This is a genomic window from Saccharothrix sp. ST-888 (genome assembly GCF_000955975.1).
Lineage (GTDB): Bacteria > Actinomycetota > Actinomycetes > Streptomycetales > Streptomycetaceae > Kitasatospora.
Map to the genome: position 1 here is coordinate 226,430 of NZ_JYJF01000001.1, position 12,635 is coordinate 239,064.

The following is a 12,635-nucleotide window of genomic DNA, read 5'->3' on the forward strand; positions in this document are numbered from 1 at the left end:
CGGCCGTCACGCCCGGCGCCCATAGTCGGTACGGCCCACCACCCGGGCCGTCAGGGACGACAGGGCAGAGGAGCCATCGATGGCGACCACAGGAGCAGCACCGACCACGGGAGCAGCGGCGAAGAGACCCGCCGACCGCACCCACCGGCTCTATCTGGCCGTGATCGTCGCGGTGGTCGCGGGCATCGTGCTCGGACTGGCCGCGCCGGGCGTGGCAGTGGAGCTGAAGCCGATCGGGACGGGCTTCGTCAATCTGATCAAGATGATGATCAGCCCGGTGATCTTCTGCACCATCGTGCTGGGCATCGGTTCGGTCTCCAAGGCCGCCAAGGTGGGCCGGGTCGGCGGACTCGCCCTCGGCTACTTCCTGGTGATGTCGACCGTCGCCCTCGCCATCGGCCTGCTGGTCGGCAACCTGCTGGACCCCGGTTCCGGGCTGCACCTCACCCAGGCGCTCGCCAAGACCGGTCACGCCCAGGTCGCCGGCGGCTCGCAGGGCACGGCGGACTTCCTGCTCGGCATCATCCCCACCACCGCCTTCTCCGCCCTCACCCAGGGCCAGGTGCTGCAGACCCTGCTGGTCGCCCTGCTCGCGGGCTTCGCGCTCCAGGCGATGGGCCCGGCCGGCGCACCCGTGCTGCGCGGGATCGAGCACCTTCAGCGCCTGGTCTTCCGGATCATGTCGATGATCATGTGGGTGGCGCCGATCGGGGCCTTCGGCGCGATGGCGGCGGTGGTCGGGGCGACCGGGACCGCCGCGCTCAAGAGCCTCGCGGTCATCATGATCGGGTTCTACCTGACCTGTGTGCTCTTCGTGGTGGTGGTGCTCGGGCTGATGCTGCGCCTGCTCGCCGGGGTGAACATCCTCGCCCTGCTGAGCTACCTCGGCCGGGAGTTCCTGCTCATCCTCTCCACCTCCTCCTCGGAGAGCGCGCTGCCCCGGCTGATCGCCAAGATGGAGCACCTGGGCGTCAGCCGCCCGGTGGTCGGCATCACCGTGCCGACCGGCTACTCCTTCAACCTGGACGGCACCGCGATCTACCTGACCATGGCCTCGATCTTCATCTCCGAGGCGATGGACAAGCCGATGTCGATCGCCCAGCAGCTCTCCCTGCTGGTCTTCATGGTGATCGCCAGCAAGGGTGCCGCCGGAGTCACCGGCGCGGGCCTGGCCACCCTGGCGGGCGGCCTCCAGTCGCACCGGCCTGAACTGGTCGACGGCGTCGGCCTGATCGTGGGCATCGACCGCTTCATGTCCGAGGCCCGCGCCCTGACCAACTTCGCGGGCAACGCGGTGGCCACGGTCCTGATCGGCCACTGGACCAAGGAGCTCGACCACGACCGCCTCGGCGAGGTCCTGGCCGGCCGGCTGCCCTTCGACGAGACCACCCTGGTCGACAGCGGCACCCACGGCGAGACCGTCCCCGCCCAGCCGGACGCCCCCGCCGGCACCCGGGAAGCCGAACAGCCCGTCGCCTGACCGGCACCCCTGTACGGCCCGGCCCGGGACCAGGCCCCGGCACGGCCCCGGGCCGGGGCCTGGTCCCGCCGTACGCCCGCACCGGGCCCGTTGCCGGAGCCGGAGCCGCTACAGGGCCGCGAACGCCCCGCTGTCCCCCGCCCGCTGCCGCCAGAAGGACTCGTCCCGGTAGCGCACCGCAGCCGCGTGGACGTACTGCCGGTCCGCCAGATGCCGCACGAACGCCGCCCGCACCAGGCCCGTGTACCGCACCGCAGGCCGGTCGTCACCGGTCAGCAGGCCCAGCACCGCCTCGGCCGCAGGCTCTGCCAGCTCCAGGGCGTGCCGCAGCCCGGACGAGGAGAGCGGGTCGACCGACAGCGCGGCGTCGCCCACCGCCACCAGGCCCGGCCCCCACGGCGGGTCGGCGCACCCCACCACGGCGAGGCGGTGCGCCGCCGGCCGGGGCAACGGGAGCGCCGCCAGGCGCTCGGCGGTCCGGGGCGGCAGCGTCGGGGACTGGGCCCGGGACGTGTCGCCGAGTTCTCGCACCTGCATCACCGTCAACCGCTCGCTCCCGGCAGCGGGCGCGCTGTACCACCAGCCGTCCGCCGTCGACTCCACCAGCGACCAGGGCTGCCGGCCCGCTCGCGCCGACCGGGCCTGCCAGACGGTGCAGCGCAGCCGGTCCACGCCCAGCCAGCCGAGCCGCCCCCGGGTGAGACCCCGGGCCGCACCGGTGGCGTCGACGACCACGGGCACCGGCCCCGTGAGCCCCGGCACCCCGGCCAGCCGCCGGCCGTCCACGCCGCCGTCCACTCTCGACCCGACCCGACCGACCGGATCGCCCGCCGCCCTGGCGTGGCCATGGACCACCCTGGCGCCCGCCTCCCGGGCCGCCGTGCGCAGCAGCGCGTCCAGCGCGGTGCGGTCGACCGCCAGTGCCGGGCCGTACGGGTTGAGCAGCGCCGGGCGGTGGTCCAGCTCGTGGTCCGCCCAGGCGCTGCGGGCCTCCTGGACGGGCATCGAGACGGCGGCCAGCCGCCGCTCCACGCCGAGGCGCCGGAGGACGTTCAGCGCGGACGGCGCCAGCTGCTGTCCCACCGCCCGCCACGGCGCGCGGCCGTCGTCCACCAGGACGACGGCCGCATCGGCGGCGGCCAGCAGCGCGGCGACCACGGCACCGGCCGGGCCGCCGCCGACCACCACCACGTCGGTACGGCTCACCGGCTGCTCACCGGCCGACCGTCAGGAACCGCTCCCGCACGAAGGGGTGCCCGAGCGCGGAGGCACCGGCCACCCGCAGCCGCACGGTGGACTCCGCAGCGCCGAGCCCGGCCGGGTCCGCCACCGCGAACCGACCGGCGGCGGACCCGGTCGTGGGCTCCAGCCGCACCGCCGATCCGTCGGCCGCCAGCACCTCGACCCGGTGCACCCGGCGGTCGCCCAGTTCGGTGGTGACGGTCAGCGCCCCACCGGGAGCACGCCGCACCGCCGCCTCGCCGATCCGCACCCCGGACTCGGTGGCCACGGTCAGCTGGTAGGCGACCGCAGCCGCCGCACCGGGCGCACTGATCCGCAGTGCCCAGAGTCCGTCATGCGCGAACCGGTCCGGCATCACCTCCACCGGCAGATCGAGCCGCAGCACCTGCGCGTCCGAGCCGATCACTCCGGTCCGGTGGGTGTCGTCCTCCGCCACCTCCGGACCGATCGGGGTGGCGAAGCGCACCGACAGCGCCTTCGGGTCGGCGCAGCGGACGGTGATCTCCAGGCTCCGGTCCTCGTCGGTCAGCATGAGCGGCCAGCTGTGCTCCTCGCCGGGCGGGAGCTCGCCCCGGCCGTAGCAGGCGAGGTCGACGCCGGTGAGCTGCTCGGGTGCCTGCCAGACGGCGGAGTCGGGGCCCTCGGCGGACAGGGACGTCCACTGGCCCGGCGGGAGCGGCCGGGGGAACGGCCCTCCGGGCGTGAGCCGGAGCACCCAGTCCTCGGTGACCCGTCCCACTTCACGGTGGTTGCCCTGCGCATCGGAGAGGACGAACCCGAGCTTGGACCAGTTCTCGGCCATGCCCAGGAGGTCCTCGGCCCAGAAGCGGTGCCAGTCCAGGTACCTGTCATCGCCTTGCGGGATCACCTGGTTCGGCCGCGGGACCGGCCACCACTCGGTGGCGCAGGCCCGGAAGTCCGCCTGCCAGGGGAGAGCCATCCGGCCGGTGACGTCACCGGGCTCGACCTTCTTGGCGAACCGGAAGTGCCGCTGCGGGGTCGCCCAGTTCGCCGGTTCGAGGAAGAACCGCCCCGCCTCGATGCCCGGGCAGAAGGACTTGCCCACACAGGCCTCGAGTGCGGCCCGGTCCAGACCCTCGGGTGTGATCCCGGGCTTCGGCGGGGAGCCGGCCGGGTTCCAGTCGCGGATGAAGTTCCCGTCCCGCCACTTGTCCAGGAAGTGCAGCTGGCGCTCGGTCAACCGCCCGTCGTCGATGCTCAGGGTGCTCATCCTGGGCATCAGTTTCGGATCGTACTCGGGCCCCCTGCGCAGCCAACTGTGGATCTTGCGGCGGAGGTAGTACTCGTACATCGGCTCCGGCCACCCGATGTGCATCCCCGCGGCCCCCATGTGCACCGCCTGGATCATCCTCGCGCGGTGGAAGATCGGCTGGATGTCCAGGGTGTACGAGGGGATGTGGGACTCGATCTCCTCCGACGAGGCGAAGAAGTCCGTCAGCCGGTCCCAGAGGGTGACCACGGTGTCCAGCTCGGGCGCGTACTTGGGCGGAGTGACGACCGCCCAGGCCCGTTCGGCCTTCAGCGGCTGCTGCCGTCCCGCGAGGTGCACCAGGGCGTCGACCGAGCCGTCGGAGGTGTCGTCCCACCAGCCGTTGTTGTTGAAGGGGTCGTCGACGGGGCAGTTCTTCGGGGAGCCGGCCGCACCGCTGCCGCCGAGCACCAGCACGTGCCCGTCGGCGTCCGTCCTGAGCTCACCCAGGACGACCGGCACCGCCATGCCGTCCAGGATGATCTGGTCGTACGCGGGCGGGGTCGACTTGGACGGGCCGGAGACCGTCACCGGTCCGGGGTCGATGGTGAGCTTCCTCCGCTCCTCCGGGGTGGGCGGCTTCTTCCTGTCCTTCCTGTTGCGCCAGCCGTCGCCCAGCCCGATCGGGGACTCCTGCGAGCAGGCCTTCTTGTTCACCAGGTGGACGGTCCAGTCGATCTTGACGTCGGTGCCGACCTTCAGCTCCACCCAGCGGTCCCCGGCCTCGTTGTAGCCGAAGCAGCGGAACCGGGCCGCCTGGCGCTTCACCCGGCCGTCCTCGTCCTTGTACTCCTTGCGCTCCGGGCCGGCGAAGACGCCCGGGATCTCGGGGCCGATGAAGTGGCCCTGCGAACTGGTGCTGTTGCCCACCCGGGCGAAGCCGATGGCCGGGTGGATGCGGACATGGTGGATGTCCTTGAGTGCGAGCTCGGTCATGACTCTCCCAAGGTGGTCGCGGGGGCGGGCAGTTCAGGCACGGAAGTCCGGGCCGCAGGTCGGTTCGGACTGGATGCCGATGAGGTGCTTGACGGCCGCGTTGAGCCCGAACATCGCACCGACGTACGGATTGACGTCCGCGACGCCGTCCGGCCCGTCCCAGCCCGACTCCAGGTCGGCCAGTACCTGCCGGTACTCGGTGTTGCACTTGGCGAGAGCGTCGCCCAGGTCGCCGCCGACCCCCGTCCAGCCGCCCTTGGGGACCTTGGCGAGCAGGTGCAGCGCCGGCCGCTTGATCTCCTCGCCGGTGAAGGCCCACTTGTCCTCGTGCGGCGGCTTCCTCCGCTCCAGCCGCCGCCCCTCCCAGTGCTCGGCGAACCGGTAGAAGTGCGCGAGCTCGGCCGGATCGACGCCGCCGCTCGGTGACTGGCTGGTGCCCTCGCCCTGTTCACAGATCAGCTTGATGGCCTTGAGGGCGTCGTCCACCGTGTGGATCGGCTCCAGCTTGTCCCCGCCGATGCGCCCGGTGAGCTGCCGCCGGCCGCCGAAGCCCTCCCGTGCGGCGATACCGGGAAGCTCCTTGGCGATCCGGGCGTAGAACTGGCCGATCGTCGGCCCGTCGATGGCCATGAGCACGGTCTTCTCGGGCTGTTCGATGTCCACGAAGGTCTTCAGGGCGTCCTCCGGGTCCTTCACCACGGTGGAGACGCCCTGCAGGGGGATCACCAGACCCCTGCGCACATCGCCCGGCAGCCCGCCGGGGTACTTCGGCGCCGCCTCGCCCTTGATCTTCGGCTTGCCGCCCGCAGCCGTGAGCATGTTGCACGCCAGCCCCATGTGCAGCATCTCCTGCCAGGCGATGCCGAGCAGGGCGTCCGCGAGCTCCGCGGCCGGGTCCACGACCGACCAGTACGCGTAGAGGTACGGCGGGATGGTGGCGAACTCCAGCTGGACGGCCACCTGGAGGGAGGTGCGGAGCCAGTCCTTGGTACAGCTCCCTTCCGGCTCCTGCAGCAGGGACGCGATGGTGACTCCGGGCACGGTGGTCACGCTCATGTGCGACTCCTCCTCCGGCAGCGGGGACGGCCGCCGGGTGAACAGCGCCGTGGCTTCCGCCAACTGCGCTATGAAAAGAGTGGATTGACGATGCATCAACTACTGTCGGACGACACTCGGGCCACCTCGACCACTATTGCGCACCGCATTTGCCTCTGCATACGCACCACGACCCGGACGACCCGCTCGGCGGAACGCCGTCACAGGAAGTTGACGATCGACAGGAACCGCTCCCGGTCGAACGGGTACCCGAGCGCCGACGTCCCGGTGACGGTCAGCCGCACCGCCACCGCGTCCGGCGCGAAGGGCGCGGCGCCACCGAACACACCTCCGCCGCTGTCGGCCAGCGCCAGCGCCGGGTAGACCTGTTCGGCGCGGCGGGCCAGCAATCGGGCGGCGGCCGTGGCGACCCGCGCGCCGCCGAGGCCCACGGTCACCGCGACCGAGCCGTCCGGGGTCCGGCGGGCGTCACCCGATCCGTCCCACAGCTCCGACTCCGGCTCCACCGTGAGCTGGTAGGGCGATCCGGCGCCCCGGCCGGGGGCGCGGACCTCGACCTCCCACTCCCCTTCCCGCGTGAACCGCTGCGGCGCGACCTCCACCGGGAGCTCGATCCGCAGCGTCAGCTCATGCCCCTGCCGGGTGACCGCCAGGCCCGCACCGGCCTGCGTCCGGCGCGCGTCGTCGGGCGTCAGGACGACCCCGTACGGCGTCCGCACCACGACCGCCAGCCCGCCCGGATCGGCGGCGCGCAGCCGTACGGTGACGGCCCGGTCCGACTCGGTCAGCCGGAACGGCCAGCGGTGCACCTGCCCGGAGAACGGCTCGCCGCGCCCGTAGGCCGCCAGGTCCGCACCGGCCAGCTGCCCCGGGTGCTGCCACACCCCGGCATGCCCGTCGCCGCCCGGCCCGGGACCGGCGACGGCGGTCGTCCACTGCCCGGCGGCCGGCACCCACGGCTCCGGCACGGGCGGCTGGCGGCGCTGCCGCTCCAGGTACCCGGCCGAGCCGACGGCCACCACGAAGCCCGGGTGATCCCAGAAGTCGACCATCCGGCGGATGTTCCCGATGCCCCGGTCCCACGCCAGGTAGTCCGAACCCGCCTTCGGCAGCACCTGGTTGGGCCGCGACACCGGCCACCAGAACTCGCCGCAGGCGAAGAAGTCGGCCTGCCACGGGACGGCCATCCGCGCGCTGACGTCACCCGGGCCGATCTTCCGGTCGAACCGCAGACTCCCGTGCGGCTGCGCCCAGTTGTCCTTGTTGAGGAAGAACCGACCGGCCTCGATGCCCGGCTCGAACACCGTGCCCACCGCAGCCTCCAGCGCGGACCGGTCCAGGCCGTCCGGCGTCACCGGCCCCCCGGAGCCTGCCGGCCCGGGTTCGGCCTGCTCGGGCCCGGAGCTCGGCGCCCAGTCCCGCTCGAAGTCGCCGTCCCGCCACCGCATCATCGCCGCGTACTGGACGCCGGTCAGGTGCGGCCTCGGGTTTCCGGCCAGTTTGGGCATCCCCTCGCCGACCTCGCCCTTGGGGTTCTCGAAGCCGAGCGGGCGCAGCCAGCCGGTGACCTTGCGGCGGCCGTAGTAGCCGTAGAGCGGCTCCGGCCAGCCGGCGTGGATGCGGCCGCCGGCGGCCTGGTTGACCGCCCCCATCGTCCCGGCGCGCCGGAGGATGGGCTGGATGTCCTCGGTGTAGGACGGCGGGAGCTCGGTGTCCCGGCCGTCCGCGAAGAGGTCGACCAGCTGGTCCCAGAGGGTGACCACGTCCTCCAGCTGCGGGGCGTACTTCGGCGGCGCCGTGATCAGCCAGGCGCGCTCGGCGAACAGCGGCTCCGCACGGCCCTTCAGCCGGACCACCGCATCCACCGGACCGTCGCAACTGTCGTCGTACCAGCCGTCGTTGTCGGCGAAGTCGGTACAGTCCCGGCCGGCCGGGGAGGCCGCGTACCCCAAGGCGCCGAGCACCATCAGATGGCCGCTGGGCTCGGTCCACATCTCACCCAGCGGCACCTCGACGCCGGGCTTCTGTTCGCGGTCGACGGGGTTGAGCGCGAACCGGCCGCCGTCGAACCGCGCCCTCCCGCCCGGACCGGCCAGCGTGCGCGGGCCGGGGTCGATGACCATGTCCTCGCGGTTCATCCCCTTGTTGCGCGGGGTGTCCGCCACGAACCGCAGCGCGGCGGCCTTGCGGTTCGCCACGTGCACGGTCCACTCGATGGCGGCATCGGGGCTGTGCGTCAGCTCCAGCCACTGATCCCCGTTCCGGTTGAAGCCGAAGCAGCGGAACCGCACCGCCTGCCGCTTCACCCGGCCCGCCTCGTCCTTGAACTCCCCGTGCTCCGGGGTGGGATGGACGCCGGGCCGCTCCGGCCCGAGGAACCATCCGTCCGGACTGTTGCCCACCCGGGCGATGCCGATGGCCGGGTGGATCCGGACGGTGGCGATGTCGTCGAGGTTCACGGCGCCCAGACTCCGCAGTCGCCGCAGCACTGCTGCGGATCGGCGGCAACGGCGAAGGCGGGCAAGGCGGCTGGTCGCATGGGCGGGTCCGTTCCGGAGGCGTGTGGCGACAGCCTTATCACAGATGGTGACGGAATTCGCACACGGAGCGACCGGACACTCGGAGAGCCTTCCCACCGGGGGCGCGATCCCGGGAGCGCGGGGCGCGACCCGATCGTGCGGGCGCCCTGTCAATCGCGCGCCGGATCAGCCGCGCACCCGGCGAACCGCTCGGCGGCAGCGCCCGCATCACCGCGCACACCTCGGCCCGGTCAGCCCTGCGAGGGCAGTTCCGGTGCGGGGAGGTCGAGTTCGGCGCCGCTGACGGCCCAGGCGAGGCCGGTCGCGGGGTCCTCGACGGCCAGGTGGACGTACCAGACCTCGTCCGTCGGCTCGCACCAGGTGAAGCAACGCAGGCGCGCGATCAGCTCGTTGACCTCGGGCACCGAAAGCCGGGTCTCGCCGGTCATCGCGGCCAGCACCCGCCAGAGCGCGAGCCGCCCGTTCGCCGCGCCCAGGGCCGGACCGTCGCTGGCGGCCTGGACCAGCGCCGGGTACGCGACGACGAACGGGATGTGCCCCCCGGTCACCCCCCGCCCGGGCCCCCGGCTTCCGTCGGCACCGGGCCGGCCGGCCGTACCCTCGCGCGCGGACCGCCCCGCCGCGACCCGATCCATGGCGGTCCGATCCATAGCAGCCCGGTCCATGGCGGTCCGGTCCGGTGCGAGCCGGCCGGACAGCCGGCGTCCGGTGTCCCACAGCCCGGGTCCGAGCCGCTCCCATCCGGGCAGGTCCACGGCATGGCCGGGCGGCCGGCCACCCGGCGCCAGCTGCGCCGCCGCGTCCACCGCCGAACCGCGCACGCACGCCACGTCCAGCCAGGGCGCGAGCCCGCCGAGCAGCCGGGTGGCCGTCAGTCCGACCGCCTGCCGGCCGGGCGGTGGCAGGAAGACCGGCCCGAGCCCCTCACGGGTGGCGGGCAGGGCCACCAGCGCCCGGCGTGCGCCGCCGGTGGGCAGGTACTCGCGGACCCGGCACCGCTCGTCCCAGCCGGGCACCTCCCACGACTCCAGCATCAGCGGCACCCCGTCCGGGTCGGGCTCCGCCCCGTGGGAGAGGTCCTCGCCGAGCAGCACCCTGGTGTGCGCGACCAGCCGCCGCACCGCAGGCGGCCCGAGCAGCGGGGCCAGCCGGCGCCAGGAGTGGCGTGTGGCCAGCACCTCCCACAGCGGTCCGGCATCGTGATCCCCCGCCCCGGCGGCGGTACCGGGCCCGCCGTCCTGGTCGAAGAGCCGCGCCGCGAGCTCCGGCGGCGCACCGTACGCGACGAGGTGCCCCAGCGGCGCGGCCTCGACCGCCGCACCCGCCTCACCGCACCGGGCCGCCGCCTCGGCCCGAGTGCGCCGGTACAGGCCGAGCAGCTCCGGCCAACGGCCCTGGTCGGCCAGGGTGCGCAGTCTGCGCTCCTCGAACGTGATCACGTTTTTCAGCGTACGTCCGGCAGCCCGGCATGACCTGACACATCGTCAGTCCGGTGCGTCGCGCGGGCCCCGGGCCGTGGTCCCGCAGACCGTGGTTCCGCAGACCGGGGGCGGCCTGCGGCCGCCGGTTCTGCCGGCCGGTCCTCCTACTGCGGCGGCTTGCCGCCGGTCAGGACCCAGCGGACGTCGGAGAAGCCGCGCTGCTGCTCCGCCAGGCGGCCGTCCTTGACCTGCTGGAAGGTGACCCAGGTGTTGACCAGGCGGGGCGACTCGGCGCTCGGAAGCATGTCGGTCTGACCCCAGTTGAGCGCCGGGGTGGCGCCGCCGGTGTCGAGCGAGTCGCCGCTGTCCAGCTGGGCCCGCAGGGTCTTGGCGGTGAGCGGCCGGCCGGCCGAGCTGATGCGCTGGGCGGCCTGGAGGAAGACCTGGTACGCCACCCAGGTGTTCTGCACGCCCAGGTCGGAGGTGTCGATGTGCTCGTCGCCCCCGGCCCGGACGGTGGCTCGCAGGTCGTCCCAGACCCTGGAACCCTCCGGCGGGTACCAGCCGGTCGCGAGGCTCTCGTTGAGCGGGCTGGCGGCTCCGCCGGTGGCGTCGATCGCGGACTGCTGCACACCGCCGAGCAGTGAGGCCAGCAGGGTGCGCTTGGGGCCCAGCCGGCGGTAGGCGTCGATCAGGCCGAGGGTCTGGTCGGGGCCGAGCGCATCGATCACGCAGGAGCCCGCCTTGTCGTCGCCGATCGCCCGCGTCGCTGGACCGCCCAGGTCGGTGGTCTTCTCGCCGACCTTGACGTCGGTCAGCTTGGCCCCCGAGGGCTGGAGCGCTCCGCTCAGGTAGCGGGTCAGGGTGTCCCCGGCTCTGGTGTCGGGACGGATCAGCGTGACGTTGCGGCAGCCGGCCGCCGCCAGCTGACGTCCGCTGCCGGCGACCAGGGTGGGCGTGCCGCCGGCCACGGGGTACGAGTACGGGCTGCTGAACTCGGCGCCGGAGAGCCCGAATCCGCCCAGGTACGGGATCCCGGCGGCCTCCAGCGTGGGCATGAAGATGTCGGCGTACTGGCTGTAGGAGCCGATCACGGCCACCGCGTGGGCGTCCGCCGCCTTCCGGGCGCAGGCCGTGGCACCGTCCGGGGTGTTCTGCTCGTCGCAGGTGAGCACCTGCAGCTTCCGGCCGCCGAGGCCGCCGGCGGCGTCGACGGACTTCCCGATCGCGGCGGCGACGGCGGTCACCCCGTGCCGGTCGGCCGAACCGCTGCCGGACGGGGCCCAGGTCATCACCGTGTAGTCACCGCTGTCACCGGTCCCGGCCGGCGCCGAACCGCCGCAGGCCGAGGTGGCCAGCAGCCCCGGGAGCACGACCAGCGCGGCGGCCAGCGCCCCGGTCCGGCGGCGTGCGGAACCGGCCGGGGCCGGCCCCTCGCCGGGCCGCCCCTCGTCCGGGAGCCGTCTCGCCGACAACCCGGATCGCCTCGTCATGGTGTGTCCTCCTGGTCTCCCGGCCGGGCGGAAGTCCACAGCCGAAGCTCACCCAAGCCCGGGCCGCACAAGGCCCGGCGGACTCCACGCGAACGGCAGGAGGACGGGAGTGGAACACCATGTTGTCTGGCCAAGTCTGAACAACCGTTCGGCTGATGGCCCGTCGGTCACGCGTCGTCACCCCACCTCCGCGAGCAGCCGGGCCGCGTGCACCCGGCCGGCGTACTCGACCAGGTTGATCAGCACCTCCTTGCCCGAACTCCGGTGCCTGGCATCGCACATCACGACCGGGGTGTCCCCGTCCAGGTCGAGGGCTCGGGACACCTCCTCGGGCCGGAAGCCGCGGGTGCCCGCGAACCGGTTGACCGCGACCACGAACGGGATGCCCCGGTGCTCGAAGAAGTCCACCGCCGGGAAGCAGTCGGTCAGCCGGCGGGTGTCGGCCAGCACCACGGCGCCGAGCGCGCCCTGCGCCAGCTCGTCCCAGAGGAACCAGAAGCGGTCCTGTCCCGGGGTGCCGAAGAGATAGACCGACAGGTCGTCCCTGATGGTGATCCGGCCGAAGTCCATCGCCACGGTGGTGGTGCGCTTCTGCTCCACCCCGCCGAGGTCGTCGACCCCCCGGCCCGCGGCGGTCAGCTGCTCCTCGGTGCGCAACGGCCGGATCTCGCTGACCGAGCCGACCAGCGTGGTCTTGCCCACCCCGAACCCGCCGGCCACCAGGATCTTGAGAGCGAGGACGGGTGTCTCCTGCACCGCGGCGTCAGAGAGCGCGGAGTCCATTGATGACCTCCTGGAGGATGTGCTCGTCGGGGAGCAGGGCGGGCGGTACGGGACGGCTGACCCGGATGTACTCGGCGGCCAGCAGGTCGCCCAGCAGGACCCGCACCACACCGAGCGGCAGGTCGATCTCGGCGGCGATCTCGGCGACGGACAGGGCGTTGTTCTGGCAGAGGTCCAGAATCAGGCCCGCCTCGGGGCCGACCGGCAGCTCCATGGCGTCCGGGACGTCGCTGACCACCAGGGCGATCAGGTCGAACTCCCGCCCGGCCGGCCGGGTGCGGCCCTTGGTCATCGCGTACGGGCGGACCATCGGACCGGCCGCGTCGTCGTACCACCTGGTGGGGTGCTGGGGCGGTGTCGGATAGCCGAACGACGACTCGGGCAGGTAGCGGCGCGGCGGGTAGGCCATCGCGC

General features: G+C 73.3%; 9 protein-coding genes. 1 reads left to right on the forward strand and 8 read right to left on the reverse strand.

Annotated elements, in window-relative coordinates; all coding sequences use genetic code 11:
• The first annotated feature begins 79 nt into the window (after nt 1-79).
• Nucleotides 80-1,480 carry a cation:dicarboxylate symporter family transporter gene (locus UK12_RS00970; RefSeq protein ID WP_045298301.1) on the forward strand — a complete coding sequence of 467 codons (1,401 nt, stop codon included), beginning with the start codon at nt 80-82 and terminating at the stop codon, nt 1,478-1,480.
• Nucleotides 1,481-1,588: 108 nt separating this feature from the next.
• Here UK12_RS00970 and UK12_RS00975 read toward each other — a convergent pair whose 3' ends face one another.
• From UK12_RS00975 to UK12_RS01010, 8 genes are all read right to left on the reverse strand, one after another.
• Entirely contained in the window at nt 1,589-2,686 is a 1,098-nt protein-coding gene (locus UK12_RS00975) for an NAD(P)/FAD-dependent oxidoreductase (RefSeq protein WP_045298303.1), read from the reverse strand.
• Nucleotides 2,687-2,693: 7 nt separating this feature from the next.
• The gene (locus UK12_RS00980) at nt 2,694-4,928 is read right to left on the reverse strand and encodes a LodA/GoxA family CTQ-dependent oxidase (RefSeq protein WP_045298305.1); all 2,235 of its coding nucleotides are present in this window, start codon (nt 4,926-4,928) and stop codon (nt 2,694-2,696) included.
• A 33-nt stretch (nt 4,929-4,961) separates the two neighbouring features.
• Nucleotides 4,962-6,047: a ferritin-like domain-containing protein gene (locus UK12_RS00985; protein WP_197084442.1), complete on the reverse strand. Its 1,086-nt coding sequence runs from the start codon at nt 6,045-6,047 to the stop codon at nt 4,962-4,964.
• A gap of 137 nt (nt 6,048-6,184) precedes the next feature.
• The gene (locus UK12_RS36245) at nt 6,185-8,443 is read right to left on the reverse strand and encodes a LodA/GoxA family CTQ-dependent oxidase (protein ID WP_052681305.1); all 2,259 of its coding nucleotides are present in this window, start codon (nt 8,441-8,443) and stop codon (nt 6,185-6,187) included.
• Nucleotides 8,444-8,754: 311 nt separating this feature from the next.
• On the reverse strand, nt 8,755-9,963 hold the full coding sequence (locus tag UK12_RS00995; RefSeq protein ID WP_045298307.1) for a hypothetical protein: 1,209 nt from the start codon (nt 9,961-9,963) through the stop codon (nt 8,755-8,757).
• A gap of 146 nt (nt 9,964-10,109) precedes the next feature.
• Nucleotides 10,110-11,438 carry an ABC transporter substrate-binding protein gene (locus UK12_RS01000; RefSeq protein WP_082119188.1) on the reverse strand — a complete coding sequence of 443 codons (1,329 nt, stop codon included), beginning with the start codon at nt 11,436-11,438 and terminating at the stop codon, nt 10,110-10,112.
• Nucleotides 11,439-11,615: 177 nt separating this feature from the next.
• Nucleotides 11,616-12,221, reverse strand: a complete 606-nt coding sequence (locus tag UK12_RS01005; protein ID WP_045298310.1) for a GTP-binding protein — start codon at nt 12,219-12,221, stop codon at nt 11,616-11,618.
• Nucleotides 12,202-12,630, reverse strand: a complete 429-nt coding sequence (locus UK12_RS01010; RefSeq protein WP_045298312.1) for a DUF742 domain-containing protein — start codon at nt 12,628-12,630, stop codon at nt 12,202-12,204. The genes UK12_RS01005 and UK12_RS01010 overlap by 20 nt, the downstream gene beginning before the upstream one ends.
• Nucleotides 12,631-12,635 lie beyond the last annotated feature (5 nt).